The following is a 23,644-nucleotide window of genomic DNA, read 5'->3' as shown; positions in this document are numbered from 1 at the left end:
TGCCAGTGGTCTGGCCAGCGCCGATGGTGATGACCGAGCCGTTGCTCAAGGTCACGGTCACCGGCGTCTGGGCCGGGTTGGTCAGGGACGCGGTGTAGGTAATCGGGCCGCCTTCAACAACAGTCGGGCCGGCGGTCAGCGTGACGGTGGTGGTATCGACGGTGTCAGTGACCTGGGTTACCGCTGGAGCGGTCGGAGGTACCACTGTCATCCCGCCGCCAGTTGTACCGGTGACGGTGACTTCGATTTGGCTCGGGTCGTTATAAACAGTGTCGTTGGGCGCGAGTGGCACATTTACGGTGCCAGTGGTTTGTCCCGCAGCAACGATGATGACCGCACCATTGGACAGCGTAATGGTCAGGTCACTCAGAGGCGCCTGGCTCAGGTTCGCGGTGTAGACCAGTATGCCGCCAGCCTCGGTAATGGTCGGGGTTGCGCTGAGGCTCAGCGTCGAGGTGAGGGGGGCGTCGACAATCGCGTTGTTGTTCGTGTTCTGGGTGTTAACGGTTTCCAGCGTGGTCAGGGGCACAGCGCCGAAACCCGCGGTTGGGAAGCCAACGGTCGGGTCGACCCGGCCAGCCGTTGCATCGAGCATCACGAAGCTATGACCACCGCCCGCTGCGCCGCCTTGGCCTGAGGCTGTCGGGCCGGCTGCGGTGGCTTCGAGGTCTTTAGTCGGGTCAGCGCCGGCGACGATGGCCTGCTGCAGTTCTTCAACCGATGGCGCTGCTTGTGCGGTGGCTTCTGCCAGGTCGGTGCTGGAGTCCGGAGCGCTGCCGCTCCATTGAGTGTCGCGGCCCAGGTCCAGGGTCCGGCCGTCGGCCAGTTCGAGCGTGACAGCGCCTGCCACACCTGTGTCTACCTGGTCGCCAACAAACAGCCGGTCGCCTTCAACGAGTACACGACGGATGCCCTCTGGGGACACCACGAAAACTTGACCAACAATGCTTTTGACGATGGCAACAACACTGCTCATTGAAGACTCTCCGGGTGTCACGTTCAGTAGACTTCCATGGACCTGAAGGCATTGTTGCCAATCAGTCTGGACGCTCTTTCCTACAATAATAGTTACTACTTTGACGCTTTTTTGCGTCAATATTCTGGCTATATTTTTTGGCTATAAACTATATGCCAAACTATTGACCATGTGGCTGCCATCCTAAACAATCGCCCCAGTAATGTCACATTGATATTCGGCAGTCGAAGGGGGTCGAACCGTGTGATCCAGTACCCATTTTGTACTTTCCGACAAACGGTCGTTTGTCTGCTCAGGATTCGCTGTGGTTGCAGGTTTTGCAGTGATTCAGGACAACAAAATGGCAAATATTCAAACTGCGGATTTCCCTGGATCCGGTCCCGGGCATTTTCCCCCGGTCGCACGTTTCGCATCATTTTGATCGGGGATGGACGTTGACGATTGCACGCAGATTTTCAGTCGCGGCGCATGTCGTTCATGTGCGCTGAACGAAGTTTTCGCCGGGTATGCGGCGTGTCTCGCAGCCATGCGTCAACAAACCGTGATCTGCGTGGATCAGAAACATTCAGTTATTTACTCAATACCGAATCAAGGCGACCATGGGCGAGTTGCTCAAGAGCCAGGGAGTGGTCGCACCGTTGGCATCCGTCGTGCAGAACGACGTGAAGCCAAAGGTCTAACTGCCCGGTATGAATTGAGCAGAACCTTTATTGTTCAATCGTCAGCCAAGAGTGCCGAGCGTGGAATCAGAAGTCAGTCGAGTTCATCTCATCCATGATCCACGCGCGTTGCATGACGATCCGCTGCTGGACGGTCTGCTAGCCCTTTGCACGCTGCATCAAAAGCCAGCCAGCGCTGCGATGTTGACCACCGGTTTGCCATTGCCAAAGCAGCGGCTGAGCGTCGAGTTGCTGCCACGTGCCGCCGCTCGCGCAGGTCTGCAAGGGCGGGTACTGGTGCGCAAACTGGAGCAGATTCCAGAAATTGCGATGCCGGCGTTACTGCTGCTCAAGGATGGTCGCAGCGCAGTTTTGCTTGGCTGGCAAGGTGAAGACCAGGCCCGTCTACTGCTCAGCGAAAGTGACGGTGGCGAAAGCCTCGTCAGTCGCGAGTTGCTGGCCGACGACTACATCGGCAAAGTCTTCTTCGCACAGCCTCAGCATAAATTCGACGTCAATCACGGCACACTGATCCCGCGCGCACGGTCGTGGTTCCGTGACACCCTCAAGCGCTCGCGCTGGCTGTATGCCGACGCCATCGCTGCCAGTTTCCTGATCAACATCATCGCCATGGCCGCGCCATTGTTCGTGATGAACGTCTATGACCGCGTGGTGCCCAACCAGGCCGAATCGACCCTGTGGGTCTTGGCCATCGGTATCACCGGCGCTTACTTTTTCGACCTGATCCTCAAAAGCCTGCGCAGTCTATGCCTTGACCTGGCCGGCAAGAAAACCGACCTGATCATTTCGGCGACGCTGTTCGAGCGCATCGTCGGCATGTCGATGAAGTACCGCCCGGCCCGGGTCGGCAGCTTTGCCCAGAACATCCATGAGTTTCAGAGCCTGCGCGATTTCCTCGCGTCGCTGACTCTCACCAGCCTGATCGACTTGCCGTTTACGCTCCTGATCTTCCTGGTCATCGCGATCCTCGGCGGGCATCTGGTATGGATTCCGATGTTGGCGTTCCCGATTGCCCTGTTGATTGGCTACGCGCTGCAGAAGCCGCTGGTAGCCACCATGGAGCGCACCATGGCCCTGGGGGCCGAGCGTCAGTCGAGTCTGATCGAAACACTTGCCGGCCTCGACGCGGTAAAGGTCAACAACGCCGAGAGCGAGCGCCAGTATCAGTGGGAGCAGACCATCGGTACCCTCAGCCGACTCGAGTTGCGGGTAAAAATGCTGTCCGGCCTGGCGATGAACATCACCTTGCTGATTCAGCAATTGGCCGGTGTGATCATGATCGTCTTCGGCGTGTACCAGATCATCGCCGGTAACTTGAGCATGGGCGGCCTGATCGCCTGTTACATGCTCAGTGGTCGCGCACTCAGCCCGCTGGCGTCGTTGTCCGGTCTGCTGACCCGCTATCAGCAAGCCCGGGTCACCATGACCTCGGTCGACCAGATGATGGAGCTGCCGCAGGAGCGTAATTTTGAAGAGCGCCCGCTGAGCCGCAAGGTCCTGCAAGGCGGCATCGAATGCCGTCAGATGAACTTCACCTACCCGGATCAGCAGAATCCGGCGCTCAAAAACATCAACCTGATCATCAAGCCCGGCGAAAAAATCGGCATCATCGGTCGCAGTGGCTCGGGTAAAAGTTCGCTCGCCAAACTGGTCGTGGGCCTTTATCAGCCGGACGAAGGCGCGTTGTTGGTGGATGGCGTCGACATTCGTCAGATAGACGTCAGCGAACTGCGACACAACATCGGCTACGTGCCTCAGGACATCCAGCTGCTCGCCGGCAGCCTGCGCGACAACCTGGTCTCGGGTGCGCGTTACGTCGAGGACGAAATGGTGCTGCAAGCCGCTGAACTGGCCGGCGTGCACGAATTCGCCCGTCTGCACCCGCAAGGCTACGAGCTTCAGGTGGGCGAGCGTGGGCAGAACCTGTCCGGCGGTCAGCGCCAGAACGTCGCGCTGGCCCGTGCACTCTTGCTCAACCCGCCGATCCTGCTGCTCGACGAACCGACCAGCGCCATGGATAACACCGGTGAAGAACGCCTCAAGCAACGCCTCGCAGCAGTGATTGAAAACAAGACCGTAGTACTGGTGACGCACCGTGCGTCGCTGTTGTCGCTGGTCGATCGCCTGATCGTCATCGACCGTGGACAGATACTCGCCGATGGCCCGAAAGCTGTGGTGATGGAAGCATTGAAAAAGGGGCAGATCAGTGTTGCTTAAGTCCGGGCTCAAAGGTTCCATTCGCCGTTATTTCAAGGGCACCGATTCACTGCATGGCCAGCCACTTCCCGAGGTCAACAAAGCCCTCATTGAAGACGCGCCACGGGTGGTGCGGCTAACGATCTGGGCAATCATCGGCTTCTTTCTGTTCCTGATGCTGTGGGCCAACTTTGCGGTGATCGACGAAGTCACCAAGGGCGACGGCAAGGCGATCCCGTCGTCGAAGATCCAGAAAATCCAGAACCTTGAAGGCGGTATCGTCTCTGAGCTGTTCGTCTCGGAAGGGCAGATCGTTGAGGCGGGTGCGCCGCTGATTCGCCTGGACGACACCCGCTTCGCATCCAACGTGGGCGAGACCGAAGCCGATCGGCTGTCGATGTTGCTGCGCGTCGAGCGCCTGAGCGCCGAAGTGGACGACCGTCCGCTGAATTTCCCCGCTGACGTGCTGAAAGCCGTTCCTGGCCAGGCCGCCAGCGAAGAGTCGCTGTACATCAGCCGCCGTCAGCAGTTGCGCGATGAAATCGGTGGGTTGCAGGAGCAGTTGATCCAGCGTCAGCAGGAATTACGCGAGTTCACCTCCAAGCAGTCCCAGTACCGCAACGGCCTGGCCTTGCAGCGCCAGGAGATCAACATGTCCGAGCCGTTGGTGGCTCAGGGCGCGGTATCGCCAGTTGAAGTGTTGCGCCTCAAGCGCGCCGAAGTTGAAACCCGTGGGCAGCTCGACGCCACCACCCTGGCGATCCCGCGGGCAGAATCGGCGATCAAGGAAGTGGCGCGCAAGATCGACGAAACCCGTGGCAAATTCCGCAGTGAAGCGCTGACTCAGCTCAATGAAGCACGCACCGACCTGAACAAGGCCCAGGCCACCGGCAGCGCACTGTCTGACCGTGTCAGCCGGACCCTGGTGACATCGCCCGTGCGTGGCATCGTCAACAAGTTGCTAGTGAATACCATCGGTGGCGTGATCCAGCCGGGCAGTGATCTGGTCGAAATCGTACCTCTGGACGACACCTTGCTGGTGGAAGCAAAGATTCGTCCGCAAGACATCGCTTTCCTGCACCCAGGGCAAGAGGCGACGGTGAAATTCACCGCGTATGACTACACCATCTATGGCGGGTTGAAGGCCAAGCTCGAGCAAATCGGTGCGGACACCATCACCGATGAAGACAAGAAAACCACCTACTACGTCATCAAGCTGCGTACCGATCGCAGCCATTTGGGGACGGATGAGAAGCCGTTGCTGATCATTCCGGGGATGGTGGCGTCGGTGGATATCATTACCGGCAAGAAGACGGTTCTCAGCTATTTGCTGAAGCCGATTATCCGGGCGCGGGCTGAGGCTTTGCACGAGCGATAGTCTTCGGTCGGGCTGATGGCCTCATCGCGAGCAAGCTTTGCACCCACGGGCGACACTTTTCCCTGGAGGAGCAAGTTCGCTCCCTCAGGGTGTCGAGTAGTACACAGAACCGGCCTCCGCTGAGGCCTCCGTGGGAGCAAGGCTTGCCCGCGAAGGGGTCAGACCTGCCTTTACATCAGGCACGAGATGTTTGCTAGCATTGCGTCAGCATCAATTCTGATCACTGAAGAGTGCCTGACATGCAGCTCCCAGACATGAACCTTCTGGTCGCCCTCGACGCGCTGCTCGACGAGGGCAGTGTGGTGGGTGCTGCGCGGCGGATGAATTTGAGCCCGGCGGCGATGAGCCGGACCCTGACGCGTATTCGTGAAGCCATTGGTGATCCGATTCTGGTGCGTGCCGGTCGTGGTCTGGTTCCGACCCCCAAGGCGCTGGCGTTGCGCGAGCAGGTGCGCGATGTCGTGGAGCAGGCGTCGCTGCTGTTTCGCTCCGCCGATGACGTGGATCTGGGCAGCTTGCGCCGGCGTTTCAGCATTCGGGCCAACGATTTTTTCGTGGGCGTCTATGGCGGCAAGCTGTTTGACACCATGGAGCGCCAGGCCCCGCAGTGTGAATTGCGCTTTGTCCCCGAGGGCGATGGGGACGACGAAGCCTTGCGCGAAGGCCGCATCGATTTGAGCGTCAGCAACAACCGTCCGTTGATGCCCGAGGTGAAGGTGCAGAACCTCTTCGCCACTCACTTTGTCGGACTGGTGCGCGAGGATCATCCGCTGTTCGAAGAAGAAATTACCGCCGAACGCTATGCCGGTTTTTCCCATATCAGCATGTCTCGTCGCGGAATAGCGCGCGGTCCCATCGATACGGCGCTCAATGCCTTGGGGCTGGAGCGCCGGGTGGCCGTGATTGCGCCGAGTTTTCATGCGGCGATGTTTGCGTTGCCTGATTCCGATTTGATCCTGCCGGTGCCCAAGGAAGCGCTGTTGAGCGTTCGTCGGCTGGGCCTGAAGCTGCGATCGTTCACCCTGCCGATTCCGCTGCCGACCATCATGCTGACCCAGGCCTGGCACCCGCGATTTGACAAGGACCCGGCACATCGCTGGATGCGCGAAACCTTGAAGTCCTGCTGCGACGAAACGTGGCTGGCTGCGCAATCTTAGAGATCAAAAGATCGCAGCCTGCGGCAGCTCCTACAATGTTTTGCGTACACCTGTAGGAGCTGCCGAAGGCTGCGATCTTTTGATCTGATAGTTGCGTTTAGCGCACTTATAACCTGCTGATAAGTTGATTTTCGTCAGCACTCACACTTCTTAAAATGCTCCGGTATTCAATCCCGGAGCCTGCAGTACATGACTTCCCTCACGGTCTCGGCACCGCTTGCCACGGCCGCTGCCTCGCCGCCGGTGTTCGGTCCGCGAATCATCATTGGCCTCGTTGGCGTGCTGATTGCCGTGCTGGTATCTGGCCTCAACGAGATGGTCACCAAAGTGGCCCTGGCCGACATTCGTGGCGCGATGGGCATCGGCTATGACGAAGGCACCTGGCTGGTCGCCAGTTACACCGCGACCTCGGTGGCGGCCATGGCGTTCGCCCCCTGGTGTTCAGTCACGTTTTCCCTGCGGCGGTTCACCCTCTGCGCCATCAGCGTTTTCACTCTCTTGGGCGTGCTCTGCCCATTGGCCCCCAATTACGAAAGCCTGCTGGTGATGCGCACGTTGCAGGGCCTGGCGGGTGGCGCGTTGCCGCCAATGCTGATGACCGTCGCGCTGCGCTTTTTGCCCGCCAACGTGAAGCTGTACGGCCTGGCGGGTTATGCCCTGACGGCGACATTCGGCCCTGGCCTGGGTACGCCGCTGGCCGGGCTATGGACCGAGTATGTGAGCTGGCACTGGACGTTCTGGCAAATCATCGCGCCGTGTCTGCTGGCAATGGTGGCGGTGGCGTACGGCTTGCCCCAGGACCCGCTGCGCCTGGAGCGTTTCAAGCAATTCAACTGGCGCGGCTTGCTCCTGGGTTTTCCCGCAATCTGCATGCTGGTGATCGGGATCCTGCAAGGCAATCGGCTGGACTGGTTCGAGTCGAGCTTGATCTGTGCATTGCTCGGTGGCGGGTCACTGCTGCTGGTGCTGTTTCTGATTAACGAATGGTCGCAGCCGATTCCTTTTTTCAAGATGCAAATGCTCGGCATCCGCAACCTGTCGTTCGCCTTGCTGACCCTTGCCGGCGTTTTGGTGGTGCTGCTGGCGGTCATCATCATTCCGTCCAGCTATCTGGCGCAGGTGCAGGGTTACCGCCCGGTACAGACCGCCCCGATCACGTTGCTGGCAGCGCTGCCCCAGTTGATCGCACTGCCTCTGGTCGCGGCGCTGTGCAACCTGCGCCGGGTTGATTGCCGTTGGGTGCTGGGCATTGGCCTGAGCATGCTGGCGCTGTCCTGCGTGGGCGGTTCGCAGCTGACTTCCGTGTGGATTCGCGATGATTTCTACGTGTTGCAACTGCTGCAGATCTTCGGCCAGCCCATGGCTGTTTTGCCGCTGTTGATGCTTTCCACCGGCAGCATCAGTCCAATGGAAGGGCCCTACGCTTCGGCCTGGTTCAACACCGTGAAAGGTCTGTCGGCGGTGATCGCAACCGGTGTGATCGAGGCGCTGACCACCGCACGGCTGCATTTTCACTCGACGATGCTGGTTGATCGCCTCGGCAACTCTCCTTGGGTGGACGGCGATAGTGAGGGGCTTGCTCACAGGCTGCACGAACAGGCCGTGGTGCTGACCGCATCGGATCTTTACCTGTGTATGGCTGGCATCGCACTCGCGCTGATCCTGTTGATTTTCTGGCTGCCGACGCGGGTTTATCCGCCCCGTGCGCCGATCTGAATGCTCCACTGAAACAGAAGGTTTTTATGACAACTCAATCCAGAAAAAAAGTGGCCATTGGCGTCGCCGCGGTGGTCGCCGTTGGCGTGTTGATCTGCGTGTTGGTGCCCGGTCTTTTCGGCAAGCGAACGCAGCAGAGCACCAATGACGCCTTTGTCTCAGCGGACTTCACTCTTGTGGCGCCTCGCGTTGCCGGGTTCATCAAGGAAGTGCTGGTGGAAGACAACCAGCAGGTCAAGGCCGGGCAGTTGCTGGCGCTGATTGACGACCGGGATTTGCGCGCCGCTGCGCAGGCCGCCGATGCCGAAACACTGGTCGCCCGGGCTCAGTTGCAAAACGCCCGAGCGACGCTGGAGCGTCAGACGTCAGTGATCGCTCAGGCACAAGCGACTGTCGTCTCTGCCAAGGCAGAAATGGCTTTCGCCGATCATGAATTGAACCGCTACAACCACCTCGCCGGTGTGGGCGCTGGCACGGTGCAAAACGCTCAGCAAGCCCGGACCCGTATCGATCAGGCCACCGCGCGGTTGGCCAATGCGACTGCGGTATTGGCGGCGGAACGCAAGCAAGTCGATATCCTCACCGCCCAGCGCGACGCGGCGGACGGCGGGCTTAAACGTGCGCAAGCGGCGTTGGAAATGGCCAGCTACGAGCTGTCTTACACGCGCATCGTCGCGCCTCAGGACGGCATGGTCGGCGAGCGGGCGGTTCGGGTTGGAGCGTATGTCACGCCGGGCAGCAAAATTCTGGCCGTGGTGCCGTTGGAGCAGGCGTATGTGGTGGCCAATTTCCAGGAAACTCAATTGGCTGACGTGCAAGCCGGTCAGAGCGTTCAGGTGCTTGTCGACAGCCTCGATGGTCAGGCCCTGAGGGGGCGTGTCGAGAGCATCGCGCCGGCTACGGGCGTGACCTTTGCGTCGATCAAACCGGATAACGCGACCGGGAATTTCACCAAGGTTGTGCAGCGAATTCCGGTGAAGATCGTGCTCGATCCGGGTCAGCCATTGGCCGAGCGGCTGCGGGTGGGAATGTCGGTGGAGGCGAGTATTGATACTGCCGGTGCCGACAAGCATGAGGTAGCGCAGCGATGAACAACAGCCACCACTTGCCCCCTTGCCACAAGGTCTGCGTTCGCTCAATCGCATTTGTGCTGAGCTTGTCGTCGTTGAGCGCCTGCACCGTCGGCCCGGATTTCCAAAAACCACAGCCGCAACAGATCGCCGAATGGTCAGCACCACAGAAAGCTGCCGCCAGCCAGGCCATTGCTGAACCCATGGACGAACGCTGGTGGGACGTCTTCCAAGACCCCAAACTTTCGGCCCTGACCCAGCGCGCCTTGACCGATAACCTCGACCTCAAACTCGCCAGCAGCCGCTTGCAGCAAAGCCGCGCAGCACGTCAGGTAATCACTGCCGAGCGCTATCCGAACACTGCCGCCACGGGCAGTTACGGGCGCAAACGCAACAGCGGCGAAGGCCTCAGCGACCCGTCCGGACACAATGGCGACTCGGCGTTCAACCTGTGGGACGCCGGCTTCTCCGCGTCCTGGGAACTGGATTTCTGGGGGCGTGTACGGCGCGAGACCGAAGCCGCCGATGCCACGCTCGAAGTCGCCGAAAACGACCGTCGCGGCGTATTGCTGTCGGTCCTTGCCGAGACCGCCCAGGACTACATTCAACTGCGTGGCGTGCAAAGCACTCGCGCAGTCACCGAGCAGAATCTCGATGTCGCTCGCCACAGCCTGAAGCTTTCACAGTTGCGCCTCGCCGACGGTGTTGCCACGGACCTGGATGTCGCTGAAGCCGCCGCGCAAGTTGCCGCTATCGAATCCCGCCTGCCGGCGCTTGAGCAGCGCCAGTCGCAGCTGATCAACGCGCTCAGCTTGTTGATGGGTGAACCGCCGCACGCGCTGTCCGTTGAGTTATCCACCGATGCGCCGGTGCCGCAAACGCCGCCTCAAATCGCTATTGGCCTGCCATCGCAACTGGCCGAGCGTCGCCCTGACATCCGCCAGGCCGAAGCGCGCCTGCATGCCGCCACCGCGAACATCGGCGTGGCCAAGGGGGATTTTTATCCGCGGATTACCCTGTCCGGCAACATTGGCTCCCAAGCCATGCAACTGAGCGATTTGGGTTCCTGGGGCTCGCGTGCCTTTGGCATCGGCCCGCAATTCAGCCTGCCGCTGTTCGATGGCGGGCGCCTGCGTGGCGTGCTTAACCTGCGTGAAGCGCAGCAACAGGAAGCCGCCATCGCCTACCAACAAACCGTGTTGCGCGCCTGGCATGAAATCGACGACCAGCTGAGCGCTTTCAACGCCAGCCAACGGCGCCGCGACAGCCTCGCCGAAGCCGTGCGCCAGAACCAGATCGCACTGAGCACCGCGCAGCATCAATACGTGGAAGGCGTCGTCGATTTCGTCAACGTCCTCACCGTGCAAGGCGAATTGCTGGCCACGCAGGAACAGTGGGTAGAGAGCTCGACCGGCGTTTCATTGGCGATGGTCGGTTTGTACAAGGCGTTGGGCGGGGGATGGGAGTCGGTGTATCCGCTGGCGATTCAGCGTTGAGTGAAAGGAGGTGGAGCTGTTTTGTAGGATGTGTCTTGATTTATTTTTGTGGGAATTATTGATCTCTTCGAGCGATTAGCATCTTCTCCCCTGTTCTTTGACGATAAATACGCTCCTATGACTGCCGACCCGTATGCGACTCCGACCTCTGAGCTGTCAAACACTACGACCTGCAATCCCGCTTTTTATGTGGTGAGCAAAAGCAAATTCGCGCTGTTGTTCGTATCTACTTGTGGCTTTTATTTACCTTATTGGTTTTACAAAAACTGGAAGCAACAGCGGGCAGCCGGCAACAACGTCCTGCCTTTATTGCGTACGATTTTCGGGGTCTTTTTCATTTACTCCCTACTCGTCAGAATCGACCGGAAGATCAGGGCCTCAGATCGTCAGTTGTGCTGGTTTCCGAGAAGTCTCGCCGTCGGTGTAATCACAATAGCGTGCGTGGGTATTGCGAGAGCATGGGTGCCTGATTTTCGTATCAGCTTTGCAATAAGCCTTACGGTTGTACTTCTGCAAACGTGCTTCTTGCTGCGTGTGCAAGGGGCAATCAATTTTTCTGAAAATGACCCGGATGGCACGAGCAATTCCTCGCTCACTTTCTCTAATTGGGTGTGGGTTGCGCTGGGTTTATGCATATGGGGACTGTCGATTTTCGCTTTGTATCTCCAGTTGTAGAATGCGGCGTTTCACGTGAAATGGATTCGTTGCCTTGGCGGCATAGCCGCTGATCAATGCCGTTTTGCCAGTTGCTGCGTAAAGTGTAATGATAATTGCTATCAATCACGCACGTAGACCTCCCATGGACGCAACAACTGACGGCAACGATTCGATTCATCGTCTTTACCGCGATAACCATGGCTGGTTGCAAGGCTGGTTGCGTAAGCGCCTGGGTGATCGTGAGCATGCGGCGGATGTGGCGCAGGACACGTTCCTGCGCCTGCTGGTGTCGGGGCGCTTGCCCGGTCCGCAGGAGAGTCGCAGCTACCTCGCGCAGATTGCCCGCAACCTGGTGATCGACCAGTGGCGGCGTCTGCGCATCGAGCGCGCTTATCTGGAGAGCATCGCGCATCTGCCGGAGCCCGAATCGCCGTCGCTCGAAACCCGGGCCTTGATCCTTGAAACGCTGACCCAGATCGATGCGATGCTCGATCGCATGCCGGATAACGTGCGCCAGGCTTTTCTGCTCTCGCAATTCGAAGGGCTGAGTTATGCGCAAATTGCCGAGCGGCTCGGGGTTACCGTCAGCTCGGTGCAGAAGTACATGACCCGCGCGATCCTGGCCTGCTATCAACTGGTCTACGAATCATGAACCGCGCCCACGATGCGCCCATCGAGCCTGCCATCGTCGAGCAAGCCAGTGAATGGTTGATGCTGCACTGGGGCGGCGACCTGGATGCAGAAAAGCGTCAGGCCTTCACGCTTTGGCAGCAGGCCCATCCGGAACACCGCCGCGCCTGGCAGCGATTGCAGCAGTTGCAGGAAACCTTCGGCGCGGTGCCGGCCGGTCGTGCACGGGCCGTACTGCGCGATAGCCCTGATCCGCAGCGCCGCGCCGCCTTGAAGATGCTGGGCCTGCTACTGGTTGCCGGTGGCAGCGGCTATCTGCTGCAGAACCAGGTGTCCTGGCGCGCAACCTTTGCCGAACACCGCACCGCCACCGGCGAGATTCGCCACATGACCTTGAGCGACGGCACCCGGCTCGACCTCAACAGCAACAGTGCGATCGACCTGCGTTTTACTGCGCAAGAGCGCCGGATAAAGCTGATCCGGGGCGAGATTCTGCTCACCAGCGGAAACGACCCCGTCCGCCCATTGATCGTGGAAACCGCCAGTGGGGATGTCCAGGCATTGGGAACACGGTTCTCTGTACGTGAAATGGACGACGGCGCCCGTGTCGAACTGTATGAAGGCCAACTGCGCATCAGCCCTCGGCATGCAGCGCCGGTGCTGATGAATGCAGGCAACAGCGTATGGTTCAGCGCCAATGGCACCGACCCGATGAAGCCTGCGAACCCGAACGGCAGCAGTTGGAGCCAAGGGCGTCTGGTGGCCGAGCGTCAGCCGCTGGGTCGGTTCCTGGCCGAGCTGGCGCGTTATCGACCGGGCTGGATTCGTTGCGATGACACGGTCTCGCACTTGCTGCTGACCGGCGTTTTTCCACTCGACAACACAGACACCGTCCTGGCCGCTCTCGAACGCACATTGCCCGTGCAGGTCGAGTCGGTGACCCGTTATTGGGTGACGGTGAAGCGCCGCGTCTGATATCTAAAAAAATTTAAGAAGCGCTTGTCGGTTTTCATGCCCCGTCCGGGATACCTCTTGAAAGCAAATCAAGAAGCATTCTCATGGGGAGTTCCGGAATGCCACATCATCCGACACAGACGTTTTTTCCGTTCAATGGCGTATTGCGCCGCGGCGTGTTCGCCACTTTGCTGGCCACCACGCCACTGCTGCCGAACCTGGCCTGGGCCGATGACGCCAGCGTGAGTCAGGCGCGTCAGTACAGCATCGCCGCGGGTAATCTCGATCAGGTTCTGAATCGTTTTGCCAGTGACGCGGGAATTCTGCTGTCGGTGGATGCGCAACTCACCGAGGGCAAGCGCAGCACCGGACTACAGGGGCGTTTCGACGTGGCCCAAGGGCTTGAACGGGTGCTCGCCGGCAGTGGCTTGCAGGCTGTCTACGCCCAAGGCGGCTGGTCATTGCAGCCGATCGCGGGAGGCGGTCCATTGCAACTGGGCGCCACACGCGTCAGCGCTACCGAGGCGGTTGAAAATGCCTGGGGACCGGTTGACGGCATTGTTGCCAAGCGCAGCGCCACCGGCACCAAGACCGATGCGGCGTTGGTGGAAATTCCGCAAACCATCAACGTCGTCACCGCCGCCGAGATCAGTTCCCGTAGCGCCCAAAGCGTGACCGAAGCCCTGCGCTACACGCCGGGCATTACCGGTGGTGGCTTTTCCGACCGCGTGAAGATTTTCGATGAGCCGACGTCGCGAGGGTTCTCGCCTACGCCGATTTACCTCGATGGCTTGCATCTGCCTTACGGTGGCGGCAGTACCGGTGGTGCGCTGCAAATCGAGCCCTATTCGCTGGAACGTATCGAGGTACTCAAAGGCCCGGCGTCGGTGCTGTACGGCCAGAATCAGCCCGGCGGTATCGTGAACCTGGTCAGTAAGCGTCCGACCGAAACCGCCTTGCATCAAATCAAATTCGAGGCCGGCAGCTACGACCATAAAAGCGCTGCCATCGACCTCGGTGGCCCGCTCGACGATGAAGGCAAGTTTCTCTACCGCCTGACCGCGCTGGCCAACGACAGCAACGATGAGATCGACTATGTCGAGGAAAAACGCCAGTTCATCGCCCCCAGTTTCACCTGGCGTCCGAGTGAAGACACCAGCCTGACGCTCTTTGCCCAGTACCAGAAAGACAAGGGCGTTCCCGAAGCGCAGGGGCTTCCGGCCGTGGGCACGTTGTTCGATAACCCCAATGGCAAGATCGACCGCGACCTGTTCCTCGGTGAGCCCGACGTCAACGATTACCACCGTGAGCAATACGCGTTCGGCTACGAGTTTTCCCATCGGCTGAACGACGTCTGGACCCTGAAACAGAACGCGCGCTACGCACGGGTCAATGACCACTACACCGCGCCGCTGCATGGCTACCGGTTCGTCACCAACCCGATCACCGGGCAAAACGACCAGCGTTACCAGACTCGCTACGGCGTGGACTGGCAACAGGACAACAAAGTCTTCGGTGTGGATAACATTGCCCAGGCCGAGTTCGACACCGGTCCGTTCAGCCACACGGCAATCGTCGGGCTGGATTACTACCACTTCAATTCGAAATTCGACGGTCTGTATGATTACAACCCGCCGATCATCGACTTGTTCACACCGACCTATGGTCAGCCCCTTAACTTCGGCAACAACTACCGCTGGGATAACACCATCACCCAGACCGGGTTGTACGCCCAGGATCAGATCAAGCTCGATCAGTGGGTGTTTGTCCTCGGCGGCCGCTATGACTGGGCCGAGACCGACAACAAGCAACCGCTGAGCGGCGCTCACACCAGCAGCAAGGATGAGAAATTTACCGGGCGCGGTGGCATCGTCTACCTGTTCGATAACGGCCTGGCGCCTTTCATCAGCTACTCGGAATCGTTCCTGCCGCTCAGCGGCACTAACGTGCAGGGCAAGGCGTTCGACCCTTCTACCGGCAAGCAGTACGAGGCGGGCGTGAAATACCAACCGCCGGGGCAGAACAGTTTCGTGCAGATTTCCGCTTATGAACTGGAGCAGGAAAATATCCTGACCACCGACCTCGGCAACCCCGGGTTCAGCAATCAAAGCGGTGCGATTCGCTCCAAGGGCGTCGAGTTTGAAGCCAAGGCAGAGGTCACTGAAGCACTGGACGTGATCGCTTCGGCGTCGCGCAACGACATCAAATACACCAAGGACAACGATGGTCGCAAAGGCCGTCATCCGGCGGGCAATCCGCCGCTGACCGCCGCGCTCTGGGTCAATTACACGGTGCTCGGCGATACGCCATTGGCAGGCGTCGGTGCGGGGGTTGGCGCACGTTATGCCCGAGGCAGCTATGGTGATGACTACGAGGGCGCGTTTCAGATCGACTCCTACACGGTGTACGACGCCAGTCTGACATATGACCTGGGCATGTCGGCCTTCAAACTGAAAGGCGTGAAACTGGCGCTGAACGTGAAAAACCTCGCCGACAAGGAGTACGTTGCCAGCTGCCGCAGCCAATGGGATTGCTACTACGGGGATGGACGGACGGTGGTGTCGAGCGTGAGTTACGACTGGTAAGTCGCGCTAACCCTGTGGCGAGGGAGCAAGCTTCCTCGCCACAAATCTGCATTTCTTTTTCACGGTTTCGACGACAGATCCGCCATGCCCTTGAGCAATTCGATGGGCAATGGGAAGACAATGGTTGAACTCTTGTCCCCGGCAATCGAACTCAGCGTCTGCATGTAGCGCAATTGCATGGCACCTGGCTGACGGCCCAGCATTTCGGCCGCCTGCATGAGTTTTTCCGAGGCCTGCAATTCGCCTTCGGCATGAATGACTTTCGCCCGGCGTTCGCGCTCGGCTTCGGCTTGCTTGGCGATGGCGCGGACCATCGATTCGTTGAGGTCGACGTGCTTGATTTCGACATTGGCGACCTTGATGCCCCAGGCGTCGGTCTGGGCGTCGAGCACTTGCTGGATGTCGATGTTCAATCGTTCGCGCTCGGCCAGCAATTCATCCAGTTCATGTTTGCCCAGGACCGCGCGCAACGTGGTCTGCGCCAATTGGCTGGTGGCCATGAGGAAATCTTCAACCTGAATGATTGCCTTCTGCGGATCGAGAACACGGAAATACAGCACGGCGTTGACCTTGACCGACACGTTGTCGCGGGTGATCACGTCCTGGGGCGGCACATCGAGCACCACGGTGCGCAGATCGACGCGAACCATCTGCTGAACCACCGGGATCAGCAGGATCAGACCGGGCCCCTTGACCTGCCAGAAACGGCCGAGCTGGAAGACCACACCGCGTTCGTATTCGCGCAGGATGCGAAAGGTCGAACCCGCCAGTGCAATCAGCAACAGCAGCAGCGCGGCAAAACCCAATTGCAGGCCCATGACTATTCTCCAGGCGGTGCCGCGTCAGCCGCGGCGACTTGCAGCAGTAATCCCTTGCGCGCCACCACTCGCACACGTTGCCCCGGTTGCAGCGGTGTGGCGCTGAGTACTTGCCACTGTTCGCCTTGCAGGTGCACCCATCCGGTCAAGGCATTGCCAGCCTGTAATGAAGTGACCGGGGTGACGCTGCCAATCAGCCCGGCATCGCCACTGACGGTGTGGCGCGGTCGGGTTTTCAGGGCTTGGATCAGCAGGAAGATCAGCAGCAGCGCGCTGAGCAATCCCAGGCCGATCATCAACGGCACGGGCACGTCAGTGTTGGTCAGGATCACCGCGCCGATCACGAACATCACAATGCCGCCCAGACCGATCACGCCATAGTTGGGCAAGGCCGCTTCGGCAATCAGAAACGCGATGCCAAAGACGATCAGCCAGGCGCCCATCGGGTTGGGCACCAACAGCACAACCGGATCCGCCGCGAGAGCGGAACCGCTCACGGCCAAAAACAGGGCAACGGCACAACAACGGGTAATCACGTGACCCTCCGGGAGAGTCGTCAGGTGGCTCTGTATACAGTTTAGTCGAGGCTCGGGTTGTATGAATTTTGATCAGTTGCCGGCTTCGATCCGGTGGGCAGATTTCCCGCGCGATGGTCCAGGCGCGCCTAGACTTTCAAGGGAGAGAACGGGTTTAACCATCGTCCGCCGACCTTCATTGCGGACACCGAGGTGCATCATGCGTATGGCAAGAACCGTGCAGAGCAGCCTGGAAAAAGCCAACTGCGAATTCGACATCGTCGCCCATCCTCACTCGGCCAGCAGCCTTGAAACGGCGCGGGTCGCGGGCATTCCTGCCGAACGGGTGGCCAAATCGGTGATCCTCGACGACCACCACGGTCATTACCTGATGGCGGTACTGCCAGCGAGCCGTCATCTGGACCTGAGCAAAGTGCGCGGCAGCGGCGAATGGCAGATCACCCGGGAAAGCACTTTGGCGCATCTGTTCAATGACTGTGAGCGTGGAGCGGTGCCGGCGTTGGGTGAATCCTATGGACTGGACATGGTCATCGACCCGCTGCTGACCCGGCAGAAAGACATCTACCTGGAGGCCGGCAACCACAATAATCTGCTGCACATGAGCATGCCGGAGTTTCTGAAAATGGTGCCGCATGCTGAAGTGTGCGAGCTAAGTCATTGAGTGTTGCGGCGTCGGTGATACGGCCATCGCGGGCAAGTGACGCTCCCACATAGACCTCGATTTCTGTGGGAGCATGGCTTGCCCGCGATTGACTGCGCAGCAGCCACCTCCCAATCGATTCATTTCCAAGGAGCCAACATGGAATCCCCAACGCACAGCCTCCCATCCCTGTTCAAACAACTCGGCCTGGAAAACGACCCGGTCAGCATCGACCAATTCATCACCACTCACTCGCCACTCAAACCAGAACTGCACCTGGCAGACGCGTTCTTCTGGACCGATAGCCAGGCGGCATTTTTGCGTGATGAGATACTCGAAGACGCGGATTGGGCGGAGGTGGTGGATCAGTTGAATGTGTTGTTGAGGAGCGGGCGAGCAGTTTGAACTTTCAGATGTGCTGCGATTTTCCAGATTGCTGTGAAAGGTAAAAAGGACCAGAATTAAGACCTCATATGAGGTCTTAATTATGCAAAGTGTCTTAGCCGATATGGCTGTCAGTGTTTCCGAGCTGAAGAAAAATCCTTCCGCGGTTCTGAGTGGTGCGCAGGGTGGCCCTGTGGCGGTGTTAAATCACAATCGTGTGATGGGGTACATGGTTCCTGCGGATGTTTTCGAGCGGATGGTGGAACGACTGGATGATTTGGAGCTGGCGGAAATTGTCCGTTCCCGCCTTAATGAAACGCCAATACCGGTCACTCTGGATGACTTATAAGCTTGAGTTCCTGCCGTCGGCACGCAAGGAATGGGACAAACTAGGCCATACGCTGCGTGATCAATTCAAAAAGAAGTTGGCGGAAAGACTCGAGATGCCTCGAATTCCGTCTGACACGCTTCATGGCATGCCCGACTGCTACAAAATAAAACTGAAAGCGTCGGGGTACCGACTGGTTTATCAGGTTATTGACGAGCGTGTAGTGGTTTCTGTCGTCGCAGTGGGTAAGCGAGAACGAAGCGAAGTGTATGAGCGGGCCAGGAAACGCTGATCGTCGCCAAATTGTTTCAAAACTTGACCGCCTTTCCCTTCAAATGCGATATTGATAGTTAGCAAACTAACAGTGTGTGCATTCCCTCGTGCCGAAGAACCTCGACGCTCTCCAGATGAACATCAGCAGTGCCATGGTGGTGGCCGCCAGGCATTGGCGGAAGATCTGCCAGACCACGCTGGTCAATTATGGAATCTCCGAAGCCTGCGCCGTCCCGTTGTTGATGATCGGGCGTCTGGGGGAGGGTGTGCGGCAGGTCACGGTGGCGCAGGCAGCGGGGATGGAAAGTCCATCGCTGGTGCGCTTGCTCGATCAGCTCTGTCATTCCGGCTATGTGTGCCGGACCGCCGATGCCCATGATCGCCGCGCCAAATGTTTAAGCCTCACAGAGCGTGGGCGGGAGCTGGTACAGGCGGTCGAAATTGAGCTGGTGCGCCTGCGCCACGAAGTACTCGAAGGGATCGACCAGAGCGATCTGGAAGCGACGCTGCGAGTGCTGAGAGCCTTTGAAGGCGCGAACGCGCCGTCGGTGGTCAGCCCTTGAACGGATTTTTTACCGGCATGCCCCCAGCGCGCGACTGGTTCTACGGTGTGCGCACGTTTGCGGCATCGATGATTGCGCTGTACATCGCCATGCTCATGCAAATGCCTCGTCCGTATTGGGCGATGGCCACGGTTTATATCGTCTCCAGCCCGTTCGTCGGCCCTACCAGTTCCAAGGCGCTGTACCGCGCCATTGGTACTTTTCTCGGGGCAATGGCGGCAGTGTTTTTCGTGCCGATGTTCGTTCAGAGCCCTTATGTGCTGGTGGTCGTCATCGCCTTGTGGACCGGAACGCTGCTGTTCCTGTCCCTGCACCTGCGCACCGCCAATAGCTATGCGCTAATGCTCGCCGGCTACACCTTGCCGCTGATCGCCCTGCCGGTGGTGGATAACCCGCTTGCGGTGTGGGAGGTGGCCGAGGCGCGCACGGAAGAGATCTTTCTGGGCATCGCCGTCGCGGCGGTGATGGGTGCCATGTTCTGGCCCCGAAGGCTGGCGCCGGTGTTCAACGATTCGGTGAGCAAATGGTTTACCGATGCCTCGACCTACAGCCTGCGGTTCCTCAGCCGTAACGTGCAACCGGACGAAGTCAGCGCATTGCGCTCGTCAATGGTGACTACCTTCAACTCCCTGGAACTGATGATCGGCCAGTTGCCCCATGAAGGCGCTCGGCCTCAGACCGTGCGCAATACCAAAGAGCTGCGCGGGCGGATGATTCACCTGTTGCCGGTCATCGACGCCCTCGACGACGCGCTGTATGCCCTTGAACGGCGTACGCCCGAGCTGGTGGCCAGGTTCGCTCCGTTGCTCGCCGCGACCACCGAATGGCTCGACCATAAAGACGCCGACCTCAACCGTTGGCAGGCGCTGAAACATCAGCTCGAAGCCCTGCAGCCGAGTGCCGATGAGCTGGAAGATCGCAAGCAGTTGCTGTTCTCCAACGCGATCTATCGCCTCGGTGAGTGGATCGATTTGTGGCAGGACTGTCGCAGCCTGCAATACGCCATCCAGTGCGAAAGCCAAGACAGCTGGCGCGCGGTGTACCGCCACTGGCGTCTGGGTCGCCTGTCGCCGTTCCTGGATCGCGGGCTGATGCTGTATTCGGCGGCGTCCACTGTCACCGCGATCATCGTGGCCTCGGTGTTGTGGATTTTGCTGGGCTGGACCGACGGCGGCAGTGCGGTGATTCTCGCGGCGGTGGCGTGCAGCTTCTTCGCCTCGATGGACGACCCGGCGCCGCAGATTTACCGGTTCTTTTTCTGGACGGCGATGTCGGTCGTGTTCGCCAGCCTCTATCTGTTTCTGGTGCTGCCGAACCTGCACGACTTCCCGATGCTGGTGCTGGCCTTTGCGGTGCCGTTCATTTGCATCGGCACCCTGACGGTCAAGCCGCAGTTCTATTTGGGCATGCTGCTGACGCTGGTCAATACCTCGTCCTTCATCAGCATCCAGGGCGCTTACGACGCGGACTTCCTGAGCTTCGCCAACTCCAATCTGGCCGGCCCCGTCGGTTTGCTGTTTGCTTTTGTCTGGACCCTGATCGCCCGTCCGTTCGGTGCGGAACTGGCAGCCAAACGCCTGACCCGTTTCAGCTGGCGCGACATCGTCAGCCTCACCGAACCGGCCACGCTGTCCGAGCATCGTCACCTGGGTGTGCAGATGCTCGATCGCCTGATGCAGCACCTGCCGCGACTGGCCATCATCGGCCAGGACACTGGTATTGCGCTGCGTGAAGTGCGCGTGGCGCTGAACCTGCTCGACCTGCTGGCCTACACGCCGCGCGTCACCGGTGTGCCGCAAACGCTGCTGCATCAGGTGGTGGCCGAGGTCGGCGAATACTTCAAGGCCTGTCTCAAGGCTGGTGAACGTCTGCCGGCGCCGAGTGCTTTGTTGATGACCCTCGACCGCACCCGTCGGGCACTCAACACCGAGTGCGATGACGGCGCGCGACTGCACTTGCTGCATGCCTTGAGCGGGCTGCGCCTGGCGTTGTTGCCGGGGGTGGAATTTGTCGGCACGGGCGAACTCGAAGAACCGCTTCCCCATGGCATCGATGGAGCGCCTTTATGATCGGTGATCTGGATATCAGCGGAGTGTTCCTGCCTACGCTGCTGGTGCTGATGGGCATTACGTATGTGATTTTCCTGCTGGTGCACGGGCTGCTGACGCGTCTGCACTTTTACCGTCTGGTCTGGCACCGGGCATTGTTTAACGTGGCTCTCTACGCCCTGCTCCTCGGCGCCGTGGATTCACTCAGTCGATACCTGATGACATGAAAAAACCTTTTTTGACTATCGGTCGCGTGGTCCTGACCCTGCTGATCGTGACCTTTGCTGTCGTCGTGGTCTGGCGCATGGTGATGTACTACATGTTTGCCCCGTGGACCCGAGACGGGCACATCCGTGCCGACATCGTGCAGATCGCACCGGACGTGTCCGGGCTGATCCAGACCGTGGAAGTGCGCGACAACCAGTTGGTGAAACGGGGCCAGGTGCTGTTCAGCATCGATCAGGACCGTTTCAAACTGGCGTTGCGCCAGGCCAAGGCCGCTGTGGCCGACCGTCAGGAAACCCTGGCTCAGGCGCAACGCGAGCACAAGCGTAACCGTGGCCTGGGCAACCTGGTGCCTGGCGAGCAACTGGAAGAAAGCCAGTCCCGCGTAGCCCGCGCCGAAGTGGCCCTGATGGAAGCTCAGGTGGCGGTGGACAGCGCCCAGCTCAACCTGGATCGCTCGACCATTCGCAGCCCGGTGGACGGCTATGTCAACGATCGCGCCCCGCGCACCCAGGAGTTCGTCACGGCCGGACGTCCGGTGTTGTCGGTGGTCGACAGCAATTCTTTTCACATCGACGGGTATTTCGAAGAGACCAAACTGGACGGCATTCACGTCGGTCAGAGCGTCGACATTCGGGTCGTGGGCGACCGTGCTCGTTTGCGTGGGCACGTCGAAAGCATCGTGGCGGGTATTGAAGACCGTGACCGCAGCAGCGGCAGTAACCTGCTGCCGAACGTCAATCCGGCGTTCAGCTGGGTGCGGCTGGCCCAGCGGATTCCGGTGCGAATTGCCTTCGACGACGTGCCGGCAGATTTCCGCATGATCGCCGGGCGGACCGCGACGGTGTCGATCATCGACGATCAGCAGGAGCCCGCGAAATGAGCAGGGCCTCAGGTTTGGCGGTCGCCGGATTAGGCCTGTTGCTGTCAGCGTGTCAGGTGGTCGGGCCGGATTACCATTTGCCTGACGAAGCCGCGGTGCACCGTGATGATTTTCAGGGTGAGCTGGCGGTGAACGACAAGAACGTTGTTTCGGCGCCGGTGCCCAGTGATTGGTGGCGGTTGTACAAAGACCCGCGCCTCGATCAGTTGGTCCAGCAAGCCATGGCCACCAATACCGATTTACGCGTCGCCGCGGCCAGTCTTTTAAGGGCGCGAGCTCAAGTCGACGAAGCCGAAGCGGCCGGGGGCTGGAGTGGCGGCGTGAAGATCGGCGCCCAGCGTTTGCAGGAGTCCGGCGAAGCGTTCCTGCTGCCGGACAAAGTGCCCGTGGCCAACGTTGGCGACATCGGCATTACGACCTCGTATCAGTTCGACCTGTTCGGCACGTTGCAGCGCGGGATCGAGGCGGCGAAAGCCAATGCCGATGCGACACAAGCCGCAGCCGATACCGCACGAATCACCCTGGTGGCCGACGTCGTTCGGGCTTATACCCAGGTTTGCGCGGCCAATGAAGAGCGGGAAATCGCCCAGCATTCCCTCGACTTGCAGGCCCAGGGCACCACGTTGATCCAGCGGTTGCGCGACGCCGGGCGTGGCGATGAAACCCAGGTCACTCGCTCGCAAACCCAGTTCAAATCCCTGCGCGCCGAGATGCCGCGTTATGAGGCTGCGCGCCAGGCCGGCTTGTTCCGTCTGTCGATGCTGTTGGCCAAACCGGTGGACCAGCTGCCGGCCGGCACCGCCACCTGCGCCGAACTGCCGAAAATTGCCCAGCTGTTGCCGGTGGGCGACGGCGCGACCTTGCTCAAGCGCCGCCCCGATGTACGCCAGGCCGAACGCCGACTCGCCGCCGCGACCGCCGGTATCGGCATTGCCACCGGCGAGTTGTACCCGGACATCAGCATCGGCGCGTCCGTCGGTACCGTCGGCATTCTGGAAAACCTTGGCAAGCCGGCCACCAATCGCTGGGGTTTCGGTCCATTGCTGACCTGGACCGTGCCGTCCAACGGCTCACGGGCGCGCATTCGTGAGGCCGAAGCGACAACCCAAGGCTCGCTGGCGCATTTCGATGGCGTGGTGCTCAACGCCATCCGCGAGACCCAGACCGGTCTGGCCCAGTATTCGGCATTGCTGCAACGACGCGATGCCCTCGCCGATGCCGAGCAATCCGCGCAACAGGCGGCAGACCAGACCCACCGCTTCTTCCAGGCTGGCCGCGCGTCATTCCTGGCGGACCTTCAGGCCACCCGGACCTACACCGATGTGCGGGCACAACTGGCTGCCGCCAACACTCAAGTCGCCATGAGCCAGATCGATTTGTTCCTCGCATTGGGTGGCGGTTGGGAAAGCGGACGAACGCAAGGCTCGAATGCCAGCAAACCCTGAGGCCGT

At 59.8% G+C, this 23,644-nt stretch carries 22 protein-coding genes; 19 read left to right on the top strand and 3 right to left on the bottom strand.

Annotation, left to right across the window (positions count from 1 at the left end):
* The coding region (locus tag AC3ZVB_RS13295) for a retention module-containing protein (protein ID WP_490146749.1) at nucleotides 1-976 on the bottom strand (976 nt) is incomplete at its 3' end.
* Nucleotides 977-1,716: 740 nt separating this feature from the next.
* Between AC3ZVB_RS13295 and AC3ZVB_RS13290 the strand changes: the two genes are divergently transcribed.
* From AC3ZVB_RS13290 to AC3ZVB_RS13245, 10 genes are all read left to right on the top strand, one after another.
* A complete protein-coding gene (locus AC3ZVB_RS13290) occupies nucleotides 1,717-3,873 on the top strand; it encodes a type I secretion system permease/ATPase (protein ID WP_162440960.1) in 2,157 nt (718 codons plus the stop codon).
* Nucleotides 3,863-5,230: an HlyD family type I secretion periplasmic adaptor subunit gene (locus tag AC3ZVB_RS13285; RefSeq protein WP_490146748.1), complete on the top strand. Its 1,368-nt coding sequence runs from the start codon at nucleotides 3,863-3,865 to the stop codon at nucleotides 5,228-5,230. The genes AC3ZVB_RS13290 and AC3ZVB_RS13285 overlap by 11 nt, the downstream gene beginning before the upstream one ends.
* A gap of 239 nt (nucleotides 5,231-5,469) precedes the next feature.
* A complete protein-coding gene (locus tag AC3ZVB_RS13280; RefSeq protein ID WP_490146747.1) occupies nucleotides 5,470-6,387 on the top strand; it encodes a LysR family transcriptional regulator in 918 nt (305 codons plus the stop codon).
* A gap of 189 nt (nucleotides 6,388-6,576) precedes the next feature.
* Complete coding sequence (locus AC3ZVB_RS13275; protein WP_490146746.1) at nucleotides 6,577-8,103, top strand: MFS transporter; 1,527 nt, start codon at nucleotides 6,577-6,579, stop codon at nucleotides 8,101-8,103.
* 26 nt (nucleotides 8,104-8,129) lie between these two features.
* Nucleotides 8,130-9,194 carry an HlyD family secretion protein gene (locus AC3ZVB_RS13270; protein WP_162440854.1) on the top strand — a complete coding sequence of 355 codons (1,065 nt, stop codon included), beginning with the start codon at nucleotides 8,130-8,132 and terminating at the stop codon, nucleotides 9,192-9,194.
* Entirely contained in the window at nucleotides 9,191-10,669 is a 1,479-nt protein-coding gene (locus AC3ZVB_RS13265) for an efflux transporter outer membrane subunit (protein ID WP_490146745.1), read from the top strand. The genes AC3ZVB_RS13270 and AC3ZVB_RS13265 overlap by 4 nt, the downstream gene beginning before the upstream one ends.
* A 48-nt stretch (nucleotides 10,670-10,717) precedes the next feature.
* Entirely contained in the window at nucleotides 10,718-11,344 is a 627-nt protein-coding gene (locus AC3ZVB_RS13260; RefSeq protein WP_490146744.1) for a hypothetical protein, read from the top strand.
* Nucleotides 11,345-11,468: 124 nt separating this feature from the next.
* Nucleotides 11,469-11,978 carry a sigma-70 family RNA polymerase sigma factor gene (locus AC3ZVB_RS13255; RefSeq protein WP_162440856.1) on the top strand — a complete coding sequence of 170 codons (510 nt, stop codon included), beginning with the start codon at nucleotides 11,469-11,471 and terminating at the stop codon, nucleotides 11,976-11,978.
* Nucleotides 11,975-12,931: a FecR domain-containing protein gene (locus AC3ZVB_RS13250; protein ID WP_490146743.1), complete on the top strand. Its 957-nt coding sequence runs from the start codon at nucleotides 11,975-11,977 to the stop codon at nucleotides 12,929-12,931. The genes AC3ZVB_RS13255 and AC3ZVB_RS13250 overlap by 4 nt, the downstream gene beginning before the upstream one ends.
* 98 nt (nucleotides 12,932-13,029) lie before the next feature.
* Nucleotides 13,030-15,495, top strand: coding sequence for a TonB-dependent siderophore receptor (locus tag AC3ZVB_RS13245; RefSeq protein ID WP_490146742.1), 2,466 nt, complete (start codon nucleotides 13,030-13,032; stop codon nucleotides 15,493-15,495).
* A gap of 59 nt (nucleotides 15,496-15,554) precedes the next feature.
* On the opposite strand, the gene AC3ZVB_RS13240 is transcribed toward AC3ZVB_RS13245, so the two are convergent.
* The gene (locus AC3ZVB_RS13240) at nucleotides 15,555-16,313 is read right to left on the bottom strand and encodes a slipin family protein (RefSeq protein WP_162440859.1); all 759 of its coding nucleotides are present in this window, start codon (nucleotides 16,311-16,313) and stop codon (nucleotides 15,555-15,557) included.
* Nucleotides 16,314-16,315: 2 nt separating this feature from the next.
* Complete coding sequence (locus tag AC3ZVB_RS13235) at nucleotides 16,316-16,849, bottom strand: NfeD family protein (RefSeq protein ID WP_490146741.1); 534 nt, start codon at nucleotides 16,847-16,849, stop codon at nucleotides 16,316-16,318.
* 199 nt (nucleotides 16,850-17,048) lie between these two features.
* On the opposite strand from AC3ZVB_RS13235, the gene AC3ZVB_RS13230 reads away from it, so the two are divergent.
* From AC3ZVB_RS13230 to AC3ZVB_RS13190, 9 genes are all read left to right on the top strand, one after another.
* Nucleotides 17,049-17,510: an aminoacyl-tRNA deacylase gene (locus AC3ZVB_RS13230; protein WP_490146740.1), complete on the top strand. Its 462-nt coding sequence runs from the start codon at nucleotides 17,049-17,051 to the stop codon at nucleotides 17,508-17,510.
* 138 nt (nucleotides 17,511-17,648) lie between these two features.
* Nucleotides 17,649-17,894, top strand: a complete 246-nt coding sequence (locus AC3ZVB_RS13225) for a DUF2789 domain-containing protein (RefSeq protein ID WP_490146739.1) — start codon at nucleotides 17,649-17,651, stop codon at nucleotides 17,892-17,894.
* A gap of 82 nt (nucleotides 17,895-17,976) precedes the next feature.
* Nucleotides 17,977-18,222 (top strand): type II toxin-antitoxin system Phd/YefM family antitoxin, encoded by a 246-nt coding sequence (locus AC3ZVB_RS13220; protein WP_490146738.1) that lies wholly within the window; start codon nucleotides 17,977-17,979, stop codon nucleotides 18,220-18,222.
* A complete protein-coding gene (locus tag AC3ZVB_RS13215; RefSeq protein ID WP_490146737.1) occupies nucleotides 18,212-18,493 on the top strand; it encodes a type II toxin-antitoxin system RelE family toxin in 282 nt (93 codons plus the stop codon). Before AC3ZVB_RS13220 ends, AC3ZVB_RS13215 begins: the two co-directional genes overlap by 11 nt.
* A gap of 115 nt (nucleotides 18,494-18,608) precedes the next feature.
* The gene (locus tag AC3ZVB_RS13210) at nucleotides 18,609-19,037 is read left to right on the top strand and encodes a MarR family winged helix-turn-helix transcriptional regulator (RefSeq protein WP_490146736.1); all 429 of its coding nucleotides are present in this window, start codon (nucleotides 18,609-18,611) and stop codon (nucleotides 19,035-19,037) included.
* Nucleotides 19,034-21,106 carry an FUSC family protein gene (locus AC3ZVB_RS13205; protein ID WP_490146735.1) on the top strand — a complete coding sequence of 691 codons (2,073 nt, stop codon included), beginning with the start codon at nucleotides 19,034-19,036 and terminating at the stop codon, nucleotides 21,104-21,106. The genes AC3ZVB_RS13210 and AC3ZVB_RS13205 overlap by 4 nt, the downstream gene beginning before the upstream one ends.
* The gene (locus tag AC3ZVB_RS13200) at nucleotides 21,103-21,312 is read left to right on the top strand and encodes a DUF1656 domain-containing protein (protein ID WP_045059488.1); all 210 of its coding nucleotides are present in this window, start codon (nucleotides 21,103-21,105) and stop codon (nucleotides 21,310-21,312) included. The genes AC3ZVB_RS13205 and AC3ZVB_RS13200 overlap by 4 nt, the downstream gene beginning before the upstream one ends.
* A complete protein-coding gene (locus AC3ZVB_RS13195; protein ID WP_162440865.1) occupies nucleotides 21,309-22,193 on the top strand; it encodes an efflux RND transporter periplasmic adaptor subunit in 885 nt (294 codons plus the stop codon). Before AC3ZVB_RS13200 ends, AC3ZVB_RS13195 begins: the two co-directional genes overlap by 4 nt.
* Entirely contained in the window at nucleotides 22,190-23,638 is a 1,449-nt protein-coding gene (locus AC3ZVB_RS13190; protein ID WP_490146734.1) for an efflux transporter outer membrane subunit, read from the top strand. Before AC3ZVB_RS13195 ends, AC3ZVB_RS13190 begins: the two co-directional genes overlap by 4 nt.
* The last annotated feature ends 6 nt before the right edge of the window (nucleotides 23,639-23,644 follow it).

The sequence above is a fragment of the Pseudomonas sp. MDV22-iso1 genome, assembly GCF_058145095.1.
Note: the sequence above shows the minus strand (reverse complement) of the source record. Positions and strands in the feature narration are given on the sequence as shown.

What these genes read in the sequence shown, in the direction of transcription:
- AC3ZVB_RS13280 (WP_490146747.1), top strand. Translation starts at nt 5,470, where the DNA reads ATGCAGCTCCCAGACATGAACCTTCTGGTCGCCCTCGACGCGCTGCTC.
- AC3ZVB_RS13275 (WP_490146746.1), top strand. Translation starts at nt 6,577, where the DNA reads ATGACTTCCCTCACGGTCTCGGCACCGCTTGCCACGGCCGCTGCCTCG.
- AC3ZVB_RS13270 (WP_162440854.1), top strand. Translation starts at nt 8,130, where the DNA reads ATGACAACTCAATCCAGAAAAAAAGTGGCCATTGGCGTCGCCGCGGTG.
- AC3ZVB_RS13265 (WP_490146745.1), top strand. Translation starts at nt 9,191, where the DNA reads ATGAACAACAGCCACCACTTGCCCCCTTGCCACAAGGTCTGCGTTCGC.
- AC3ZVB_RS13255 (WP_162440856.1), top strand. Translation starts at nt 11,469, where the DNA reads ATGGACGCAACAACTGACGGCAACGATTCGATTCATCGTCTTTACCGC.
- AC3ZVB_RS13250 (WP_490146743.1), top strand. Translation starts at nt 11,975, where the DNA reads ATGAACCGCGCCCACGATGCGCCCATCGAGCCTGCCATCGTCGAGCAA.
- AC3ZVB_RS13245 (WP_490146742.1), top strand. Translation starts at nt 13,030, where the DNA reads ATGCCACATCATCCGACACAGACGTTTTTTCCGTTCAATGGCGTATTG.
- AC3ZVB_RS13240 (WP_162440859.1), bottom strand. Translation starts at nt 16,313, where the DNA reads ATGGGCCTGCAATTGGGTTTTGCCGCGCTGCTGCTGTTGCTGATTGCA.
- AC3ZVB_RS13230 (WP_490146740.1), top strand. Translation starts at nt 17,049, where the DNA reads ATGCGTATGGCAAGAACCGTGCAGAGCAGCCTGGAAAAAGCCAACTGC.
- AC3ZVB_RS13225 (WP_490146739.1), top strand. Translation starts at nt 17,649, where the DNA reads ATGGAATCCCCAACGCACAGCCTCCCATCCCTGTTCAAACAACTCGGC.
- AC3ZVB_RS13220 (WP_490146738.1), top strand. Translation starts at nt 17,977, where the DNA reads ATGCAAAGTGTCTTAGCCGATATGGCTGTCAGTGTTTCCGAGCTGAAG.
- AC3ZVB_RS13215 (WP_490146737.1), top strand. Translation starts at nt 18,212, where the DNA reads ATGACTTATAAGCTTGAGTTCCTGCCGTCGGCACGCAAGGAATGGGAC.
- AC3ZVB_RS13210 (WP_490146736.1), top strand. Translation starts at nt 18,609, where the DNA reads ATGAACATCAGCAGTGCCATGGTGGTGGCCGCCAGGCATTGGCGGAAG.
- AC3ZVB_RS13200 (WP_045059488.1), top strand. Translation starts at nt 21,103, where the DNA reads ATGATCGGTGATCTGGATATCAGCGGAGTGTTCCTGCCTACGCTGCTG.
- AC3ZVB_RS13195 (WP_162440865.1), top strand. Translation starts at nt 21,309, where the DNA reads ATGAAAAAACCTTTTTTGACTATCGGTCGCGTGGTCCTGACCCTGCTG.
- AC3ZVB_RS13190 (WP_490146734.1), top strand. Translation starts at nt 22,190, where the DNA reads ATGAGCAGGGCCTCAGGTTTGGCGGTCGCCGGATTAGGCCTGTTGCTG.